The sequence below is a fragment of the Halorussus gelatinilyticus genome (genome assembly GCF_023238445.1).
In the GTDB taxonomy this organism is placed as follows: Archaea; Halobacteriota; Halobacteria; order Halobacteriales; family Haladaptataceae; genus Halorussus; species Halorussus gelatinilyticus.
Window position 1 is genome coordinate 981,969 of the sequence record NZ_CP096658.1, and the last position, 20,316, is coordinate 1,002,284.

Consider the following 20,316-nt stretch of genomic DNA (forward strand, 5'->3'; position numbering starts at 1 on the left):
CGAAGCCCACCCTTTTATCGCTGGACGCGTTAAGTCCGGACAGATGACGGAGGAGTACAGCCTGCTCGAACCCGAGAACGTCGAGGGCGTCGGGGACGAGTGGGAGGAGATAGACGTATCCGACACCGAGGCCGACAAAGTCCAGCGCCAGCGCGACCGGGAGTTCAACGAGTTCCGCGAGCGGTTGAAGAACACCGAGCAGTTCAAAGTCGAGCAGTCGGTGTTCGACGACGCCACCCTGGCGGCCCTCTACAAACTGGTTCAGGACGGCTACGTGCAGGCGTTCGGCGGCCCCATCTCCTCGGGGAAGGAGGCGAACGTCTACACCGCGCTCGGGAGCGAGGAGCGCGGCGAGGTCGCGGTGAAGGTCTACCGCATCAACGCCTCGGACTTCCGGGACATGCGCGAGTACCTCGTCGGCGATCCCCGGTTCGAGGAGTTGGGTGGCAACAAGAAGCGGGTCGTCCTCGCGTGGACCCGCAAGGAGTTCGCCAACCTCAAGCGCGCCCGGAAGGCCGGCGTGCGCGTCCCCGAACCCATCGCGGTCCAGCGGAACGTCCTCGTCATGGAGTTTCTGGGGTCGGACGGCGACCGCGCCCCGACGCTCGACGACGCCCACCTCGAAAATCCCGAGACCACCTTCGAGGTGGTCCGCGAGTACATGCGGCGGCTCTACGACGCCGGACTGGTCCACGGCGACCTGAGCGAGTACAACATCGTCGTCCACGACGGCGAACTCGTCATCATCGACCTCGGACAGGCCGTGACGATTCACCACCCCAACAGCGACGACTTCCTAACGCGGGACTGCGCGAACGTCGCCTCCTTCTTCCAGCGACAGGGGATGGACGTCCACGGCGACGAGTTAGAAGAGTGGATTCGGGAGAACTCGGACCCCGACAAGTGACGGCGAAACGCTAATACGGCGGGCCTCGCTACGTGGACGTGATGGAGTCCGCTCTCTCGACTTGGCGCTGGCAGTCGCCCGGAGAGCGGACAGTGTCGTGACCGACGGCGCGCGGCCTTCACCGGGCGTCCGACGTGGCGGCGCTCACTCGCTTTCTCGCGCACCGACTTCCGAGCGCCAGCCACCGATTCAGACACATGCCAACAGATTCGACAGACCAGCAGTCAGAGTTCACCGTCACCCCCGACACCGTCGAGGGCGACATCGACTATCAGGACCTCTTGGACCGCTTCGGCGCGGACGAACTGACCGACGAGCAGGTCGCCAGATTTCCCGACCCGCACCCGATGGTCCGCCGGAAGGTGTTCTACGCTGGCCGGGACGTAGACCGGTTCTTGAGCGCGGCCGAGTCGGGCGAGACCGTCTCGCTCGTGACCGGCGTGGGTCCCTCGGGACCGATGCACATCGGCCACGCGATGCACTTCTACCACGCCAAGCACCTCCAAGAGCGGACGGGCGCGCACGTCTACGTCCCGCTCTCGGACGACGAGAAGTACTTCGGGAAGGACCTCTCGCTGGCCGAAATCGGCGAGTACGCCCGCGAGAACCTGCGGGACCTGCTCGCGGTCGGCTTCGACCCCGAGCGCACTCGCGTCGTCATCGACACCGCGGACGCGGACGTCGTCTACCCGCTCGCGGTGCAGTTCGGGAAACACGTCACCCAGTCCACGATGGAAGCGACCTACGGGGACCCCGGCAACGTCGGGCGTTCGTTCTATCCCGCGGTTCAAATCGCTCATCTGCTTCTGCCCCAACTGGTCCACGGGCGACACGCCAGCCTCGTCCCCATCGCGGCCGACCAAGACCCGCACGTCCGACTCGCGCGCGACGTCGCCGGGAAAGAGCGGTTCGACGTGGCCAAGCCCGCGGCCCTGCTGAGCAAGTTCCTGCCGACGCTCGACGGGCCGGGCAAGATGAGCAGTTCGGACGATGCGCCCGCCGTCCTGCTCACCGACGACCGCGAGACGGTCGAGCGGAAGGTCCAGACACACGCCTACTCGGGCGGGAAGTCGAGCCTCGACGCTCACCGCGAACACGGCGGCGACCCCGAGGTGGACGTCGCCTACCAACTGCTCGCGTTCTTCTTCGAGGACGACGACGCGACGCTCGACCGACTCGCTCGGGAGTACCGGGCGGGCGACCTTCTCAGCGGCGACCTCAAGGGCTACGCCGCCGAGAGAATCGCCGACTTCCTCGACGCCCACCGGGAGCGCCGCGAGCGAATCACCGACCTCGACGCCGAGTTGGCGAAGTACCGACTGACCGACGACGAACGCGAGCGCGCTCTCCCGGAGGGTGTCGGACAGTTCGGGTGACGGTCCACCGGCGCGAAATCGGTCGCCGACCGATTTCGCGCCAACTGACCAGCCGACCGATTTCGCGCCGACCGACCGGACCACCCCCTCGGCGGATAAAGGGCGAGGTCGGTGGACGAAGCACGACGAAGCGAGCACCGCAGGGAGGGAGCGAAGCGATCGACCGAGGAGCGCGGCGAGGCGCGCGAGTCCACCGACCGAGGGCTTTCGAGAACGTCGTGTTTTCGTCGCTGTTCGTGACGCGACCGGGAAACGTCTCGATTCCGACTGAGCTTGCATCTCTCCCGTCCGAGGTCACACAATCGTTCACGCGCGGACGAAGAGTTAAAAGACCCGGAGCGAGTACGTAATCGCATGCAACACGTGAAGATTCCGCAGGACCGAATCGGTGTTCTCATCGGCGAAGGAGGTGAGACGATGCGCGAAATCGAAAGTCGCGCAGAGGTGCGACTCGACATCGACTCCGAGAACGGGAAGGTCGAAGTCGAGAAGACCGGCGACCCCATCCGCGGCCTGAAGGGACCGGAAATCGTGAAGGCCATCGGCCGCGGCTTCGCGCCCGACGAAGCCCTCACGCTACTGGACGACGACATGATGATGTTCGACGTCATCGACATCGACGCCGCCGCCCGGAACAAGAACGACCTCGAACGCCAGAAGGGGCGACTCATCGGCGAGAACGGTCGGACTCGGGAACTCATGGAGGAGTTGACCGGCGCGAGCGTCGTCATCTACGGCACCACCATGGGCGTCATCGGCAGTCCCAAGCAGGTCGATGTCGTTCGGAGCGCCGCCGAGATGATTCTGGACGGCGCGCCCCACGGGTCGGTGTACTCGTTCCTCGAACGCAAGCGCAACGAGATGAAGCGCGAGGGGATGGAGTTCCACCAGTTCCCCGGCTAAGCGCGGCTTCTAGTTCTTTTATTGGCGCTTCGGTCGATACGGACGGCTCCGACGGGACGATTTCGACGACGATTATCGGAAACGTAGCGAGGAACGCTTCGACAGTCACAGTCCACGGAGTCCGGTCGGTCGAGCGCTCGTTGGTTGAATGCCTACTGACCGTTCGCCGATGGTCGGTATCCCCGAGTGCGGTTTTTGAGGACGGTCTCGGCGACCTGTCGCCGGTTGGACGTGTCAGGGAACGATACGTCCGGAGGTATCGGTATGCGAGGTCGGAATCGGCCGCAATTCTGGCCGAGCCGCCGGTTCGTATCATCCCTTATAAGAACCACTGTGAGAGGCGTTCCCATATCATGTGTCGGCTTCTGTGCATGGCGTTCTCGCGGCGTTTAGGGAAAGGTTTATGTAGAATGGCAATCAATCATTGCAACGAACATGGCACAACGAATGGGCAACCAGCCGATGATCGTACTTTCCGAGGACAGCCAGCGCACCTCCGGAAAGGACGCGCAGTCGATGAACATCACCGCCGGGACCGCCGTCGCCGAGGCCGTACGCACGACACTCGGTCCCAAAGGGATGGACAAGATGCTCGTGGACTCCACGGGCGAGGTCGTCGTCACGAACGACGGCGTCACCATCCTCAAGGAGATGGACATCGAGCACCCCGCGGCCAACATGGTCGTGGAAGTCTCCGAGACCCAAGAGAACGAGGTCGGCGACGGGACGACGACCGCCGTCGTCGTCGCCGGTGAGCTCCTGGAGAAGGCCGAGGACCTCCTCGAACAGGACATCCACGCGACCACGCTCGCGCAGGGGTACCGACAGGCCGCCGAGAAGGCCAAGGACATCCTCGAAGAGAAGGCTATCGACGTGGACGCCGACGACACCGAGTACCTCGAAAAGATCGCGTCCACCGCGATGACCGGCAAGGGCGCGGAGAACTCCAAGGAGTACCTCGCGGAACTCGTCGTCCGTGCGGTCCAGAACGTCGCCGACGAGGACGGCGTGGACACGGACAACGTCAAGGTCGAGACCGTCGTCGGCGGTTCCATCGACCAGTCCGAACTCGTCGAGGGCGTCATCGTGGACAAGGAGCGCGTCCACGAGAACATGCCCTACTTCGTCGAGGACGCGAACATCGCCCTGCTCGACGACGCCCTCGAAATCAAGGAGACCGAAATCGACGCGGAAGTCAACGTCACCGACCCCGACCAGCTCCAGCAGTTCCTCGACCAGGAAGAGGAGCAGCTCCGCGAGATGGTCGATACGCTCGACGACGTCGGCGCTGACGTCGTCTTCGTGGACGGCGGCATCGACGACATGGCCCAGCACTTCCTCGCGGAGAAGGGCATCATCGCGGTCCGCCGCGCGAAGTCCGACGACCTGAGCAAGCTCGCCCGCTCGACCGGCGCGAGCGTCGTCAGCAACGTCAGCGACATCGAAGAGGACGACCTCGGCTTCGCCGGCTCCGTCGCCCAGAAGGACGTCGGCGGCGACCAGCGCATCTTCGTCGAGGACGTCGAAGAGGCCAAGTCCGTGAGCCTCATCCTCCGCGGTGGTACGGAACACGTCGTGGACGAAGTCGAGCGCGCCATCGAGGACAGCCTCGGCGTCGTGCGCGTCACCCTCGAAGACGGCAAGGTCGTGCCCGGCGGCGGCGCGCCCGAGACGGAACTCGCGCTCGAACTGCGCGACTACGCCGACTCCGTCGGCGGCCGCGAACAGCTCGCGGTCGAAGCGTTCGCCGACACCCTCGAAGTCATCCCGCGGACCCTCGCCGAGAACGCGGGTCTCGACCCCATCGACTCGCTCGTCGACCTCCGCAGTCAGCACGACGGCGGTAAGTTCGAGTCGGGTCTCGACGCCTACACCGGCGAAGTCGTTGACATGGAGGAGGACGGCGTCGTCGAGCCGCTCCGAGTCAAGACCCAAGCCATCGAGTCCGCTACCGAGGCGGCCGTCATGCTGCTGCGCATCGACGACGTCATCGCCGCGGGCGACCTGAAAGGCGGTCAGGTCGACAGCGACGACGGCGGCGACCCCGGCGCTGGCGGCCCCGGCGGCGGCATGGGTGGCGGCATGGGTGGCGGCATGGGCGGCATGGGCGGTATGGGCGGCGCGATGTAAGCTAGGCCCACCGCCTCGCTTCACTGCCAACCGACGCCCGGTCCGCACCGGCCGACCGACCATCCGATTCGAGTTGCGCTGTCGTCCGACATCGCGTCTCGGAACCCATTTCGTTCTACTTTCTTCGCACCTGCCGACCGAACAGCGGTCGCTGGGGCCAGCGCAGGCGACCCGAACGAACCGACCGTCGGCCGAATTCGAACGCCGTCCGGTCAGTCGTCGGGGTCTCCGTTGGCGTCGAACGTGTCGTCGTCCGCCACGAGGAGACTTCGGAGCAGGACGAGGACAGGGAACACTTCGAGCCGACCCGCCCACATGACGACCACCAGCGTCAGCTTCGCCGACCCCGGCATTCCCGCGTCCGTGATGCCCGTCGAAAGCCCGACTGCACTGACGGCGCTGGCCACGTCGAAGACGATTCGCACGAACGGAACCGAGTCCGGCATGAGTATCGCGAGGGCGAGGACGCCGAAGACGAACGTCCCGAACCACAGGACCGTCACGAACGACGCGTCGTCGTAGTTAGTCGTGGCGTGTCGGGTGACGATGGAACCGATGTACGACGACTCGCTGGCCGCCGCGTCTCGGTACCCGGTGTCACCGCCGGGGAAGAACACGTTCGTCACCCGGTGCCACGTCCCCTCGACGAGGCTGAGACCCCGAATCACCTTGATGCCCGCCGTGGTCGAACCCATCGCGCCGCCGACGAACATCCCGAGAGTGACGACGACGAGCGCCGAGGTCGGCCACGAGCCCACCGATGCGGTCCCGAATCCGGCGCACGTCATCGCAGACACGAACTGAAACGTCCCGTACAGGACCGCCGACTGGGCCGACGGGTACGTCGCGTCGAACGCGAGCAGTCCCGTGACCGCGACCGACCCGACGGCGAGCGACACCCACAGCCACCGCGACTGGAGGTCGACGTAGAACTCCCGGAGGTCGCCCCGGAGCGCGAGATAGTACACCGGAACCGGGAGCGCTCCGACCATCATGATCGGCATCAGCGCGACCTGCACGGGAACGCCGTAGGCCGCCGCGCTCGCGTCGGTTATCGTGAACCCACCGGTCGAGATGGCGGACAGGCCGTGGTTGAGCGCCGCCCACGCCGACATTCCGACCGCCCAGAGGACCGCTATCGACGCGAGCGTGACGACCGAGAACGCGAGCAGCATCGCGCGGGGGTCGGCCGGTTGCAACTCCATCTCGCCCACGGGAATCTCGTTCTCGTAGTAGTCGGCGAGCGGTCCGGTCGAGTCGAACACCGACACGACCAAGACGACGATTCCCACGCCGCCGACCCACTGGAGGAGCGACCGCCAGAACTGGAGCGTCGCCGGGAGCCGACTCTCGCGGCGCGTCACCGTGAGACCCGTGCCGGTGAGTCCGCTGACCGCCTCGAACAGCGCGTTGGTCGGCGAGCGGAACGCCGCGAGGGTCGGAGAGAGCGGCGGGGCCGACGCCAGCGTCGGCCGTAGCGCGACCGTCCACGCCAGCGAGAGGAAGGGGAGCGCGCCGAACGCCCCGACGACTAGCCAGACGGCGGCGGCCGACGCGTAGCTCAGCGCCTTGTCGCTGGTCTCCGAGGGAGCGCCCGCCCGTTTGAACCCGACGCCCGCGAGGAACGTCGCGAGGGCGGACCCGAGAACGCCGGGCACGGCGTAGTACTCGCCGGCGGCGAGCGAGACGGTGACCAGCGATGCGGTGATGCAACTGAAGTACTCGAGCGCCCGGCCGACGTTCCAGCACGTGGCGCGCCGGTCCCACCCCATCGTCCATCCGGAGTTGGGGTTTGAGACTTGTAAACTGCGCGTCCGTCGAGCTTAGAAGTCGCTCAAGAGCGTGTTCGAGACGAGTTTCGAGACGCCCCGTCGGATGCGCTCGGAGGCCGACTGGCCGCTGATACCCAACTCCTCGCCCAACGCTTCGAGCGGAATCGCTCGCGGCACGTCGAAGTAGCCCTCGCGCTCGGCGGTCGTCAGCGCGTCTCGCTGTTCCGCGCTCAGGCCGAACTCGTCTTCGAGTTCCCCGTCGCCGGGCGTGTAGAGTCGCCGGAGTCGGAAGGTCACGTCTCGTTCGGCGCAGCATCTGCGCATCTCGACCACCGAGTCCCGGTCCGGAAATCGGACCCGTCGCTCCCACCCGTCGGCCGACCCGGTGGCGGCCATCGGCGACGCGCCGAGCCGTTGGTAGAGGGGGTAGATCGGGCGGAGGTTGTCGGGGTCGAGACGAATCCGGTAGAGCTTCCGGTCGCCGAGCGCTTCGATGGCGGCGCTCTCTCGGACCGACTCGTCGCGCTCGAGCCCGGTTTCGAGTCGGCCGAAGTCGCCGCCGAACGCCCAGAGCATCATCACGGGCACGTCGAACTCGGTGGCCATCTGCTGTTCGAGTTCGACGGTCACGTCCGGGGCCGCGTCCAGCGCAGCCGACAGCGCGAGTTCCGACGACCGGAGGGAGAACTCGGCAATAAGGCTCATTAGGGACCACTACTCTCGATTGCTTGAAAGCCTGTCGATACTAAATCAACTTCGCGTATACCCTAGTCGAACTCACTTCTCCTCGATGTCGAGTTCGAACTGCTCGTGTTCGCTGGCCGCGTTCAGGACGACGCTGGTGTTGCTCTCTTTGATGTCCGGGTCGTTGAGCAGGGTCTTGATGCCGCGGTTCATCCCGTCGGTGTCGGCGAACTTGCCGACCGCGATGATGTCGTAGTCGCCCGTGACCTCGTAGACGCTTATCATCTGGTCGTGGCTCCGGAGGTTCTCGGTCACGTCGGCGAGCGCGTTGCCCTCGACCTTGAGTTGGATGATGGCGGTCACGTCGTAGCCGAGCGCGTCGTAGTCCACCTTCGGCGTGTAGCCGTCGATGATACCTTCGTCTTCGAGGTCCTTGAGGTGGTTCGAGACGGTCGTGACCGACACGTCGAGGTCCTCCGCGAGACTCCGGAGACTCGCTCGGCCGTCGCCCAATAGCGCATTCACCAACTTCGCGTCGAGGTTTTCGTACGTCATCACGTCCAACGACGGGAGCCGGCCTTTAGAATTTTACGAATATCCAGTTTTGAGGCAAGAAACTCAGACTTGCGCGGACCAATAACGTTTTAGTAATCCACGTAGTCGTGAAGAACGACGACAAAGATGACGGATGGACAAATTGCAGCCAGCAAGGAATCGGAGTTGACCGACGCCGAACGGGACGTACTCGACAAGATAGACGCGGAGAACGTCGATTTCGTTCGCCTCCAGTTTACCGACATCACCGGGACCGTCAAGAACGTCAGCGTCCCCGCCTCGCAGGTCGAGAAGGCCTTCGAGGAGGGAATCTGGTTCGACGGCTCTTCTATCGAGGGATTCGTGCGCATCCAAGAGAGCGACATGCGTCTCGAACCCGACCCCGAGACGTTCGCCATCCTCCCGTGGCGCACCGACGGCGACACGGCGAGCGCCCGCCTCATCTGCGACGTGGTGAACACCGACGGGACGCCGTTCGAGGGCGGCCCCCGCCAAGTCCTCAAGAGCGTCCTCGCCGAGGCGGAGGAGATGGGCTACACGGTCAGCATCGGCCCCGAACCCGAGTTCTTCCTGTTCGAGAAGGACGAGGACGGGAAGGCGACGACCATCCCCCACGACTCGGGCGGCTACTTCGACCTCGCGCCCAAGGACCTCGCCAGCGACGTGCGCCGCGAGATAATCTTCACCCTCGAACAGATGGGCTTCGAGGTCGAGGCCAGCCACCACGAAGTCGCCGACGGCCAGCACGAGATCAACTTCAAGTACGACGACGCGCTCACGGCCGCGGACAACATCGCGACCTTCCGGGCGGTCGTTCGCGCCGTCGCCGAGCAGAACGACATCCACGCGACGTTCATGCCCAAGCCCATCAGCGCCATCAACGGCTCGGGCATGCACAGCCACATCAGCCTCTTCGACGAGGACGGCAACGCCTTCGCCGACGAGGACGACGAGTTCAACCTGAGCGAGACCGCCTACAAGTTCATGGGCGGCGTCCTCGACCACGCCGAGGCGTTCACCGCCGTCACGAACCCGACGGTCAACTCCTACAAGCGTCTGGTCCCCGGCTACGAGGCCCCGGTCTACGTCGCGTGGTCCGACGTGAACCGCTCGGCGCTCCTGCGCGTCCCCGACGCCGCCGGCGCGAGTTCCCGGTTCGAGATTCGGAGTCCCGACCCCTCGTGCAACCCCTATCTCGCGCTCGCCGTCGTCATCAAGGCGGGACTCGACGGCATCGAGAACGACGCCGACCCCGGCGAACCCGTCCGCGAGGACATCTACGAGTTCGACGAGGAGAAACGCGACGAGTACGGCATCACGACGCTCCCCGGCAGTCTCGACACCGCGCTCGAAGCGCTCGAGGAGGACGACGTGGTTCGGGAGGCGCTCGGCGACCACGTCACCGAGAAGTTCGTGGAGGCCAAGCGCGCCGACTACGCCGACTACAAGACCCACGTCTCGTCGTGGGAGAAGGAGAAGTACCTCGAAAAGTTCTGAACCGCTCCGCGAATCGCATCTCCCGGCATTCCTTCTCAGGTCGGCGACGCCGACCGACCGCTCTTCGCGCGCTCGACCGCCAGCGGTAGCACCAGGATTCCCACCGGAACCAGCGCGTTCAGCACGAACACCGCGGGGAGCGGGAGCGACAGTCGGTGGCCCACGTAGCCGACTCCGCCGAGTACCGCGAGACCGACGAGGGCGGCGGGCAGGTGGACCGCCCCGCTCGGTCGCGCGTCGAGCATCGACCACGTTACGCCGCCACCGACGACGCCGGCCACCGCGGAGACCGAATCCGGAGTCAACCCGTTCGTGGCGACCCCCGCCAGCGCGAGTCCGGCGGCGACGACGAATCCGCGGGACGGACTCCAGTCGGTGACGTACAGGAGCGCCGCGAGGTACGCCAGTCCGATGGCGATGCCGACCACCACGTCGGCGACGTAGTGGACGCCGATGACGAGCCGCGAGGTCGCCACGACGGCCACGACCGCTCCGGCCCCGATGGCCCGCCAGCGGTGGGAACCCCGTTCGAGGATGAGCGCGAGCAGTCCCCAGAGAACCGTCGCGCCGATGGCGTGGCCGCTCGGGAAGCCGTAGCCGCTGGCGTGACCGATCTGCACCTCGACCGGCGGGCGCGGGAGCGCGAACAGTCCCTTGAGCGCGAGGGTCAGCGCCAGCGCGCCGAGGACCGCCGAGAGCGCGAACGCGCCGCGCCGCCGGTTGCCGAACCAGTAGACGAACGCGACCGCCGCGAAGAGGAACCACGCGTCTCCGAGTTGGGTTATCAGCGTGAACAGCTCGCGCATCCACGGCGCGAGCAGTCGTTCGAGTGCCTGCGTGACGCCGACTCCTCGTCCGGGCATGAGCAGGGGCTAGTCGCGGGAGAAAGATATACGCTACGCCCGCCGAGATGGAACGGCCGAACCGACGGCGGGACCGGCCCCGCGCTACGACCGGAAGTTACCGATGCGGTCGCTGACGCGGCCGGGGAGACTCAGCACGCCGACGCCGAACCCGAGCATCACCATCAGGGCGTAGAGCCCGAGCGTCGAGAGCCAGACGACGGACATGGCGAAGATCGCCCAGAACTCTTCGAGCCAGAAGAAGGCTCCGAGCGTCATCGCGGTCCCGTACAGCAACACGAGATACGGACCCCAACCGCGGGCGTGGCCGCGACGCATCCGCTTGCGGACGTACTGCTTGAGTTCCGACTCGACCTCGGGCTTCTCCACGGTCCGGGTCTCGATGTCTTCTTCGAACGATTCGACGTCTGCTCGCAACTCCCGCAACTCGTCGCGGAGTTCCACGATGTCGGGAGCGGATTCGTCGTCGGTCATGTATCGGGAGAGTAGTCGTTGTTTGCGTTCGATACGGTCGGTCTCTGATTCCTTCGTTCGTTCCGCATAGCTGCCGCGGTCGGCGAGGACGACGTTCACGACGCCGCCGAGCAGGACGAGGATGCTGGCGAAGTACAGCCACGTCACCAGCAGGAGCGCGGTGCCGAGAAACTGCGAGGGGCCGGTCGAGGAGGCCGCGGCGTAGATTCGGAACAGCACCTGCAGTATCGTCCAACCGACGGTCGCGACCACGGCGCCGGGAAGCGCCTCGCGAATCGACACGCCGGCGTCCGGGAAGACGACGTACAGCGGGAGGAAGACGGGAACGAGCGCGACCAACTGAATCAGCGTCGTGACGACGCCGACGAACGGGAACTGCGGGAACAGCGCCGTCGCGGCACCGGTCAGCACCACCACCACCACGCCCGCGCCGATGGCGGCCAACACGAGCAGCGCGTCTTTCACCTGATCTGCGATTCCGGTCTTGGCGTCGGTCGCGTAGATTGCCGAGAAGGCCTCGTCGAACCCCCGGAACACCTTTATCGCGCTCCACGCCAGCAACACCAGTCCGATGGCGGTCGTCCCGCCCTGCCCCTGCGGGTTGAGGATGAACTGGCGCAGTTGGTCCTCGCCCGTCGCCGTCAGCAGGCCGGACGCTCGGTTGACGACCTGCGTGGCGAACTGCTCGCCGGCCACGAACGAGACGACGACGAAGGCGAGCAGGAGCAGGGGAATGAGCGAGACGAAGGCGTAGTAAGCCGTACTCGCCGCGAGGAAGGTGATTTCCTGCTCTCGGGCCTCCTCGACGACCGAGCGACCGACGTCCACGGCGTTTCCGAGACTGGGCACGCGACTCATTTCGCCAACGAGATACAAATATTCACTGGCACGAGGACGGGTATCTGGTCGTGAACTCCAGAGTTAGGCGTCGCGTGTCGCGTCTCGGATAGCTTCGACGGTCGCGCGCGTCTTGAACGTCGTGCCGCCGTAATGAGTTCGAGACGCCTCGAATCCGGCGTCTCGGAGGTTTTCGAGGAACTCGTCCATCCCAGAGGCTGTTCGGCTCCACTCCTTGCAGAGGCGGTGCTGGTCGTAGTGGGTCGGCAGGTGGAGTTCGCCTTCGAGGGTGTCGAGCAGTCGCTCGACCTTGCTCGCTGTCCCCATCGACTCGTCCAACTCGTCGCGGACCGCGGCGACGAACTCGGCGTCGTGAGTCGGACCGAGCCAGAGCGGTCCGGCGGTCAGCATCCGCTCGCCGCCACACTCGGGGCAGGTGTCGATGGGGTCGGCGATCAGCCCCTCGTCGTGTTCGCGGTGCAGGCAGTCCTCGCAGTGGTAGACGTGGCCCAGTTCGTCTATCGCGGCGTTGGCGTCGCTCGCGCTGTGGTCGAGTTCGAGGTAGGTCCGGACGTAGTGGTTCGTGGCGTGGGTCAGAATCGGCGTCACGCCCGCGTCGTAGCGCGCGGCGGTGCGGGCCATCGCCGACAGCAGGACGCGGACGCCCATCTCGGCGTGGTAGTCGGTGTTGCGCGGAACCGCGCCGTACTTCCGGACGCCGCTGTGGAAGTGCGCGCCACAGAGCGGCGCGGTGTCGGTCGCGGTGACGCAGACCAAATCGCGGGTGTTGGCGAAGGCGGCGTCCGCGAAGGGAATCGGCGTGCCGAAGGGGTCGATGTCCACCACGTCGAAGACCTCCTCGTGCATGACGGCGTTGGCGTCACGCTGGACGACCTCGCCGTCGAGGTCGTTGCGGGCGAGGTTCTCCCGACAGAGTTCGACGGCCGACTCGTCGATGTCCGCGAGCGTGGCGTTCCAGCCGTCGGCCGCGGCGCGCACGCCCCGGACGCCGCTGGCGGCCATCGCGTCGAGATAGTACTCCGCGCGCGGCTCTCGGTCCCGATAGGCTCGGAGCGTCGCCACGGTCAGGTCGCGGTTCAACTCCTGTACCGGGTTGAAGAACACCTCGTCGCCGATGCCCTCGTCGGCCTGTTCGGGGACTTCGACCTCGACTCCGCCTTCGCTGACGCGCATACCCGTAGTCTTCGCTCACCGGCGAAAAGCGAACCGATGCGCGCTCGGCTAATCCCTCGGAGTGGCTCAGCCCTCTCGGGGTAGTCGGACTGGCGGTTCGGCGGCACGCGGACATCACCTGCGTGCTGCCCGCGTCCCGCCCGCGCCCGGAACCGCGCGAAGCGTCCGGGCCGAGTTGGTCCCGTCTTCCGGTACGAGAGTTCGCGTGGTCGAGCGGTCGTGCGTGGCGGTCCCCGACCGGGACACCGGAACCTGTTTAGGCCCGCCGTCCGAACGCGTCTGTCGTGTTCCCGCCCGACGCCACAGCGTCCGACGGTCCCGAGCGCACGCTCCGGAGGCGGTCCCCGTGAACGAGGTCGAGGCGTGGCAGGACGACCTCGACGCGGCGGGCGAACTCACCCCCGAGGTCACGAACGCCATCCTGTCGGTCCACGACGACCGCGGCGCGCAGGCCATCGAAGCCGTCTCGGAGGGGCGAATCAAGGAGTATCGGGACTTCACGGTCGTCGTCGGTCACGACGACGAGTACGTCGTGGAGGGCCGGGGCTGTGGCTGTCGGGACAGCGAGTACAACTTAGACCCCGAGGACCCGACCGACCTCTGCTGGCACGTCATCGCCGTCGCCATCGCGCGCCGGGTCGGTGAGGTTGACGACCACGACATGTGGTACTCGGACGTGCGCGACTTCTTGTAAAACGGAGTAGTTCGCGGGCGATACGTCTGTCTGGGCGACTCAGCACCAGATAGGACCGCCGCAGCGGTATCGTTGGATGATAGGGTATAGCACGGTGTAACCCGGACAAATAATCCTATTGTATTAAAACTAACTACTAGTAAATCTGGTAATATATTGGGGTTCCTCCGGTAACTCTGTCGTCGGAGCGCTCGGACTGACGGCTGTCCGGCAGACGAACGGTTGCACCGACGCGACCGAAAATGCTCGCTACACGGAAGCGTCAGTTCGTAATCGGCGCGTCGGCAGTAATCGGCGATTCGGTAATCGGACCCGTAATCGGCGACTGGGTAATCGGCTGCGTCGCCGTGATCGGTGCTTCGGCCGTTATCGGCGCATCGGCAGTAATCGGAGCGGCGGCTGCACTGCCGGTAAACGCGATTCCTATCATCGTGAATCCGACGAGGATTCCGAGTATGCGTGTATTCATAGTTATCTTGGCGCGGTGCCAACTTCTATTAAACTCCCGATGCTCTAAAAGTTTTCTACGTGGTGTCCTAATACCGCAAGAAATCCGAGTTAGTTCGTCGTAGTTACGAAGATTGGTAATTAATCAAACCTGGTACCAGTACGGGACCTCTCGGCGACGACCGTTCGGCGGGACGACCTCCGTCGTATCGGCGGGAGCGCCGTGGAAACCGGGATTCGCCGCTCGGGAGCGTCGTGGGGTGCTAGCGGTCACCCGTGCAGATGTCCACGAAGTTCCGGAGGATTCGAAGACCGGTCTCGCCGCTCTTCTCGGGGTGAAACTGCGTCCCGAAGACGGTACCGTCGTCGTCGGCGACGACTGCCGGGAACGCCGTACCGTAGTCGCTCGTGGCGACGACGGCGTCCTCGTCGTCGGGGACGGCGTAGTAGGAGTGGACGAAGTAGGCGTACTCGCCATCGACGCCGTCCACGAGCGGATGGTCGCGGGTCACGTCGAGTTCGTTCCAGCCCATGTGCGGGACCTTCTGGCCCTCCGCGAACCGGACGTTGGTGCCCGAAATGAGGTCGAGTCCGCGAACCTCTCCCTGACCCACGCGCTCGGCCTCCTCGCTGGTCGTGAGGAGCATCTGCATCCCGAGACAGATGCCGAAGACGGGCGTCCCGCGCTCGGCGGCGTCGAGGAGTGCCTCCCGGTAGGGTCCCGCGTTCTCGACACCCTCCCGGAACGCGCCGACGCCCGGCAGGACGACGCCGTCGGCCGACGCGAACGTCTCGGGGTCGTCGCTGACCTCGACGGTCGCACCGGCGCGTTCGAGGCCCCGGGTGACGCTCCGGAGGTTCCCCAGTCCGTAATCGACCACGACGACCGACGCATCGGTCCGTTCGCGGTCGTCCTCCCGTTTCTCGGTGAGACTCATGCCCGAGCGTACTGCTGGCACGGCAAAGTCCCTTTCCCTCGCGGCATCGGCCCTATTCTAACGTCTTTTCTCGGCCGCTCGTTCGGCCGCAACCGGCGGTCGTCGCGCTGGACGTGTTAACTAGACCCGTGCAATTCGGCCGCTCGCGCGAGTATTACCGCCCGAGAAGCGTGATATTATATAGGTAAAATAGGAAGACTTAACCGGCGTCTGTCTGACCGTTAATCTGATTCGGTCATGGCAAACCGACGAAAATTCCTCAAGACGACTGGCGTAATCGGCACGGTCGGACTCGCGGGCTGCATGGGTGGCGGCAGCTCCGACGGAGAGACGACCACGACCTCCTCAGACACCACGTCCGAGACGGACGGTAGCGAGACGACCACGGAAGCGACGGAGACGACCACGACGAAGGAGAAGATGGACTTCCAGAACGGCGAGATAAACTTCAACGTCTCGCCGTCCGTCGCACAGGAGCGGCTTCAGGCCCAGTACCAGCCCATCAAGGAGCACCTCGAAAACGAGTTCAGCGTACCCGCGAAGCTCAAGCTGGCGAACAACTACAGCGCCGTCATTCAGGCGCTCGGTGCCGGCACGTCCGACATGGCCGAGACCGGTCCGTTCGCGGCCGCGCTGGGCGTCGAGGCGGGGAAGGCCGAAATCGCGCTCCAGCGGAAGGGGTACGGTAGCTGGGAGTACAAGAGCATCATCGTCGCGGCCGACGAGGTGGACGTGTCGAACCTCGACGAGATGAAGACGTACATCGAGAACAACGACACCACCATCGCGTTCGCCGACCGACTCTCGGCGAGTGGCTGCCTGTTCCCGCTGTACGACCTCAAGAAGGCGGGCATCAAAATCGGCAATCTCCCCGAGGGCGGCGGAAGCGACGCCGCGTTCACGCCGAACTTCTCGAGTCACACCGGCGCGTACGAGACGCTCAAGAACGGACAGGCCGACTTCGCCGGCTTCGGTGGGTTCGTGCCCGGTCTGCAGGACAACTTCGACAAGAACGCGACCATCATCAACGAGCACAAGGGCCTGCCGCGTGCGCCCATCGTGGTCAGTCCCAAGCTCACCGACGAGGAGCGAAAGGCGCTCGTCGACTCGTTCACCGGCGCGCCCGACAAGATCTACTACGGGAAGGACGGCAAGCAGGACACCGACGACGACCTCTGGTTCAACGGCGTCCGCAAGGTCGGCGTCGAGAAGTACCAGCCCGTCATCGACGCCGCCAAAGAACTCGGCGTCGGCACGGACTACTTCAAGTAACGTCGCAAAATAAGTAGATAAATAAACCGTTATACTTGTATTTTTACCGATGCCAGCAGTCTCACTCGAAAACGTAACCAAGGTCTACGGGGGAGACACGGTCGCCCTAGACGACGTGAGCTTCGAGATTCCCGAAGGCGAGTTCGTCGTCCTCCTCGGTCCGTCCGGCGCGGGCAAATCGACCATGCTCCGGGTTCTCAACGGGTTGACACAGCCCACGGAAGGCGAGGTCATCATCAACGAGAAGCCCGTGCGCGGCGAGCGCAGCGAGGTCGGGATGGTGTTCCAGATGCACTACCTCATCGAGAGCATGAGCGCGTTCAAGAACGCGCTCACCGGCGGACTCTCTCGGTCGAACGTCGCTCAGAGCCTCCTCACGATGAACTCCGAGGAGGACAAGCGCGCGGCGCTGGAGGCGCTCGACACGGTCGGTCTCTTGGACGAGGCGGGCCAGCGCGCCGGGTCGATGAGCGGCGGACAGAAACAGCGCGTCGGCATCGCTCGCGCGCTCGTCCAGCAACCCGACCTGTTGCTGGCCGACGAACCGGTGTCGAGTCTCGACCCCAAGGCCGCCAAGGACGTGATGCGCTACATGAAGGAGGCCGCGAAGGAGCGCGACCTCACGACCGTCGCCAGCCTCCATCAGGTGAACATCGCCCGCGAGTTCGGCGACCGATTCCTCGGCGTCCGGGACGGCGAACTCATCTTCGACGGCGATCGCGAGGACCTCACGATGGACGTCGTAGACCGGATTTACTACGGCGAGGAGGGCAACGAAGAGGGCCAGAACCTCGCCACCACGGCACCCGAGCGAGGTGACGCCGATGAGTAACTCCCGAATCGACGAGACGCTTCAGATGCTGGAGCGGCGACGGCGCATCCGGCAACTGTTCGGCGTCGGACTGGTGGCCGTCGTCCTCGCGGCGACGTACTTCGGGCTGAACTTCATCGGCTTCGAGCCGAAGGAACTCTGGGCGCAGGTGCCCCAAGAGATAGAGTTCATAAGGAGCTTCGTGCCGCCGAACTTCGTGGACTTCACCATCTACACCGAGCAGAACAACATCACGGGCCTGAAGGCGATTCCGGCGAGTTTCCGGAACTTCGGCGCGCCCATCATCGAGAGCCTGACCAGCGACAGCGCGTCGCTCGTGCGGCTCAGCATGGTGACCATCATCCTCGGATTCACCGGTACGGTCCTCGGATTCCCGCTCGCGCTGTTCTTCGGCGTGCTGGGTTCCGAGCAGGTCACGCCGTTCCCGTTCAACTTCATCTTCCGCGGCGCGATGAGCGCGATTCGGGCCATCCCGGCGCTGGTCTGGATTCTCATCTACGTGCCGCTGGCGGGCATCAACGAGGTCAGCGCAGTGCTGGCCATCGCCACCGACACCATCGGGAACCTCGGGCGACTGTTCACCGACGAACTGGAGGAGATCGAGGACGGACCAATCGAGGCCATCCAATCGACCGGGGCCTCGCGCCCGCAGGTCATCAGCTTCGGCATGCTGAGTCAGGTCTCGACCTCCTACGTCGCGTGGACGCTCTACATCCTCGAAATCAACACCCGCATCGCCATCAGCCTCGGCGTCGTGGGCGCGGGCGGTATCGGTCGGTACATCCGCCTGCGACAGGACCTCTTCAAGTACCAGAAGGCCGCCGCGGGCATCATCATGGTGTTCATCATCGTCATCTCGGTCGAACTGCTGTCCTCGCGCATCCGCGCGCGACTCCGGCCGGACGAACACGAGAGCAAGTCGCTCTGGGACGCCATCAAGGACCTCGGAGACGGCAACAAGTGGCTCGGCACCGGTAGCAACCGCTGACCGGTCCCGCCGCGCCGTCCTTCGACGGCCGACGCCGAGCGCGGCCCGCACCGAGTTCGTAAATCCGGCGAGAGGTTCGAGAAATCTCCACTTCTAGCAGAGAGGGTTAGTCAGGGCACGGACGCGAGTCGGCACACGCCGACTCGCGTCCCCGTCGGTCGGACTCTCCGCAGTGATTCGGCGGCGGCCGCTTCCGAGCGGCCGCCGCGCCGTCGAATCGCACTCCCGCCCGTCCGTCCCGAAACAGGTCAACCCGTAAACCTTTACGCGGAAACGTCGAAGCGCGGGTATGCGCCGCTCGATAGTCCTCGCGGTCGGTCTCCTCGTCGTCCTCTCGGGATGCAACGCCTTCCCCGGCGGCGAGGCGGAACCGACGACGCGGGCCACGACGCACGCCGACGGGACGATCTCCGCGGAGACGACCGCGGGCGACCGGTCGGGAACCGAAGCCGACGCGTCCGCGGACGACTCGACGACGACCGAATCGGCCGAGGCCGCGCTACCGCCCGGCCTCTCTACCGACGGGGTGACGGACGCCGCCGCGCTCGCGGCCGCCCACGAACGAGCGCTAGAAAACCGGTCGTACACCTACGACCGGGACGTCCGCGTCGTCGCCGCCAACGGCACCCGACTCGGTCGGTGGGGCCAGCACACGCAGGTCGGGGCCGAGCGCCTGCGGTTCAACCACACGCAGACCGGCGACGGCGTCAGCGTCGCGGGCGTCACCATCGAGGACAGCCGCGTCTACACGAACGGGTCGGTCACGTACACGAGCGCCAGCGCCTACCGCGACGGCTACCGCGTGGCGTCCGGCAGGGGGTTCGCCGCGACCACCTTTAGTAGCGAGCAACTGCTTGCCGACGCGCTGAACGCCTCCGAGACGAGCGTCACGCCGGTCGCGGCCCCGGAGGAGACCGGCGGCGTCTCCAGCGACGGGCAGTGGTACCGAGTCCGGGCCTCGGGCGAGAGTCGGACGTTCACCTATCGGACTCCGAACGGCACGGCCGAGGTGAACGCGACGAACGTCACCGCCACCGCGCTGGTCGCGCCCTCCGGGTTCGTCCGGAACGTCACCTACGAGTACGACTTCGAGCGCGGGAACGTCTCCGGCCACCGAACGATGACGGTCCGGTACTCCGGCGTCGGCGAGACGACCGTCGAAGTCCCGGCGTGGGTCGCCGAGGCGAAGGCCGTCCACGCGAACCGAACGGGCAACGCGACCGAGACGGCGCTCGCCGACGCGCTCGCGCCCGGCCTGAACGAGTCGGGCGTGACCGACGCGTGGACCCTCGCGGAGGTCCACGCCGACACGCTCCGGAACCGGTCGTACACCGTCGTCTCGAACCTGACCGCCCGCGGTCTCGACGACGACCGCGAGGCGACCGCGGACGCGACGACGAGAGTCACGCACGACCCGACGCGACTCGTCCGGCGGTCGAACGTGAGCGGCGACGCCCGGTCCATCGGACTGTTCGGACAGGATATGGCGGTCTGGGCCACCGAGAACGGAACGTGGTACGCCGTCGAGCGCGCGAACGGGACGAACTATCGGAAGGTCGCGGAGGTCGTCCGGCCTACCTACGGGTCGCGGACCGACCGCGACACCCTGTTCGTCCTCTTCAGCGCGCTCGACACCGAACTCGCGGGCACTCTGACCGAGAACGGAACGACGCTCCACCGTGTGAACGCCACGGGCGTTCTCAACCCCGAGGCGCTGGCGAGCGAACTCAACGCCGATTCGGTGCGGAACGTCTCGCTGACCGCGCTGGTGGACGAGCGCGGGGTGGTCCACGAGTATCGCGTCGCGTACACGGCCACGCACGGCGACCGGACGACGCGAATCGAGCGGACGACTCGGTTCGTCGCGCTCGGCGAGACGAGCGTCGAGCGCCCGGCGTGGGTCGCCGAGGCGAGAAACGCGACCGCGTAGGTCGGCTACTTCACCGCCAGCGT

General features: G+C 65.7%; 17 protein-coding genes. 10 read left to right on the forward strand and 7 right to left on the reverse strand.

The genetic code is table 11. The features are described 5' to 3' along the window. Window positions 1–43 precede the first annotated feature (43 nt). The 4 genes from rio1 to thsA all read left to right on the forward strand — a co-directional run bounded on the left by rio1 (window position 44) and on the right by thsA (window position 5,316). Window positions 44–907, forward strand: a complete 864-nt coding sequence (rio1, locus tag M0R88_RS05100; protein WP_248655883.1) for a serine/threonine-protein kinase Rio1 — start codon at window positions 44–46, stop codon at window positions 905–907. A 197-nt stretch (window positions 908–1,104) separates the two neighbouring features. After that, window positions 1,105–2,283, forward strand: a complete 1,179-nt coding sequence (locus M0R88_RS05105; protein ID WP_248655884.1) for a tryptophan--tRNA ligase — start codon at window positions 1,105–1,107, stop codon at window positions 2,281–2,283. Between the two features lie 354 nt (window positions 2,284–2,637). Further along, on the forward strand, window positions 2,638–3,186 hold the full coding sequence (locus tag M0R88_RS05110) for a KH domain-containing protein (RefSeq protein ID WP_248655885.1): 549 nt from the start codon (window positions 2,638–2,640) through the stop codon (window positions 3,184–3,186). Window positions 3,187–3,633: 447 nt separating this feature from the next. Then, window positions 3,634–5,316, forward strand: coding sequence for a thermosome subunit alpha (gene thsA / locus M0R88_RS05115; protein ID WP_248656757.1), 1,683 nt, complete (start codon window positions 3,634–3,636; stop codon window positions 5,314–5,316). A gap of 212 nt (window positions 5,317–5,528) precedes the next feature. Here the strand turns inward: thsA and M0R88_RS05120 are convergent, their stop codons facing one another. From M0R88_RS05120 to lrp, 3 genes are all read right to left on the reverse strand, one after another. Continuing rightward, entirely contained in the window at window positions 5,529–7,088 is a 1,560-nt protein-coding gene (locus M0R88_RS05120; RefSeq protein ID WP_248655886.1) for a TrkH family potassium uptake protein, read from the reverse strand. Between the two features lie 51 nt (window positions 7,089–7,139). Next, window positions 7,140–7,793 carry a helix-turn-helix domain-containing protein gene (locus tag M0R88_RS05125; RefSeq protein ID WP_248655887.1) on the reverse strand — a complete coding sequence of 218 codons (654 nt, stop codon included), beginning with the start codon at window positions 7,791–7,793 and terminating at the stop codon, window positions 7,140–7,142. A 72-nt stretch (window positions 7,794–7,865) separates the two neighbouring features. Continuing rightward, window positions 7,866–8,327, reverse strand: coding sequence for an HTH-type transcriptional regulator Lrp (lrp, locus tag M0R88_RS05130; RefSeq protein ID WP_248655888.1), 462 nt, complete (start codon window positions 8,325–8,327; stop codon window positions 7,866–7,868). A 126-nt stretch (window positions 8,328–8,453) separates the two neighbouring features. On the opposite strand from lrp, the gene glnA reads away from it, so the two are divergent. Then, entirely contained in the window at window positions 8,454–9,824 is a 1,371-nt protein-coding gene (gene glnA, locus M0R88_RS05135; RefSeq protein ID WP_248655889.1) for a type I glutamate--ammonia ligase, read from the forward strand. A 35-nt stretch (window positions 9,825–9,859) separates the two neighbouring features. Here glnA and M0R88_RS05140 read toward each other — a convergent pair whose 3' ends face one another. The 3 genes from M0R88_RS05140 to M0R88_RS05150 form a co-directional block, all read right to left on the reverse strand. Continuing rightward, window positions 9,860–10,687 carry a phosphatase PAP2 family protein gene (locus tag M0R88_RS05140; protein ID WP_248655890.1) on the reverse strand — a complete coding sequence of 276 codons (828 nt, stop codon included), beginning with the start codon at window positions 10,685–10,687 and terminating at the stop codon, window positions 9,860–9,862. 84 nt (window positions 10,688–10,771) lie between these two features. Continuing rightward, window positions 10,772–12,010: a YihY/virulence factor BrkB family protein gene (locus tag M0R88_RS05145; RefSeq protein ID WP_248655891.1), complete on the reverse strand. Its 1,239-nt coding sequence runs from the start codon at window positions 12,008–12,010 to the stop codon at window positions 10,772–10,774. 72 nt (window positions 12,011–12,082) lie between these two features. Further along, complete coding sequence (locus M0R88_RS05150) at window positions 12,083–13,192, reverse strand: tRNA (guanine(26)-N(2))-dimethyltransferase (protein WP_248655892.1); 1,110 nt, start codon at window positions 13,190–13,192, stop codon at window positions 12,083–12,085. 346 nt (window positions 13,193–13,538) lie between these two features. On the opposite strand from M0R88_RS05150, the gene M0R88_RS05155 reads away from it, so the two are divergent. Then, window positions 13,539–13,886: a hypothetical protein gene (locus tag M0R88_RS05155; protein WP_248655893.1), complete on the forward strand. Its 348-nt coding sequence runs from the start codon at window positions 13,539–13,541 to the stop codon at window positions 13,884–13,886. Between the two features lie 710 nt (window positions 13,887–14,596). Here M0R88_RS05155 and hisH read toward each other — a convergent pair. Continuing rightward, window positions 14,597–15,271, reverse strand: a complete 675-nt coding sequence (gene hisH / locus M0R88_RS05160; RefSeq protein ID WP_248655894.1) for an imidazole glycerol phosphate synthase subunit HisH — start codon at window positions 15,269–15,271, stop codon at window positions 14,597–14,599. A 303-nt stretch (window positions 15,272–15,574) separates the two neighbouring features. Between hisH and M0R88_RS05165 the strand changes: the two genes are divergently transcribed. From M0R88_RS05165 to M0R88_RS05180, 4 genes are all read left to right on the forward strand, one after another. Next, window positions 15,575–16,543 (forward strand): PhnD/SsuA/transferrin family substrate-binding protein, encoded by a 969-nt coding sequence (locus M0R88_RS05165; protein ID WP_248655895.1) that lies wholly within the window; start codon window positions 15,575–15,577, stop codon window positions 16,541–16,543. 49 nt (window positions 16,544–16,592) lie between these two features. Continuing rightward, window positions 16,593–17,375 carry a phosphonate ABC transporter ATP-binding protein gene (gene phnC, locus M0R88_RS05170; RefSeq protein ID WP_248655896.1) on the forward strand — a complete coding sequence of 261 codons (783 nt, stop codon included), beginning with the start codon at window positions 16,593–16,595 and terminating at the stop codon, window positions 17,373–17,375. Continuing rightward, window positions 17,368–18,363 (forward strand): phosphonate ABC transporter, permease protein PhnE, encoded by a 996-nt coding sequence (gene phnE, locus M0R88_RS05175; RefSeq protein WP_248655897.1) that lies wholly within the window; start codon window positions 17,368–17,370, stop codon window positions 18,361–18,363. The genes phnC and phnE overlap by 8 nt, the downstream gene beginning before the upstream one ends. Window positions 18,364–18,652: 289 nt before the next feature. Beyond that, complete coding sequence (locus M0R88_RS05180; RefSeq protein ID WP_248655898.1) at window positions 18,653–20,293, forward strand: DUF7537 family lipoprotein; 1,641 nt, start codon at window positions 18,653–18,655, stop codon at window positions 20,291–20,293. The last annotated feature ends 23 nt before the right edge of the window (window positions 20,294–20,316 follow it).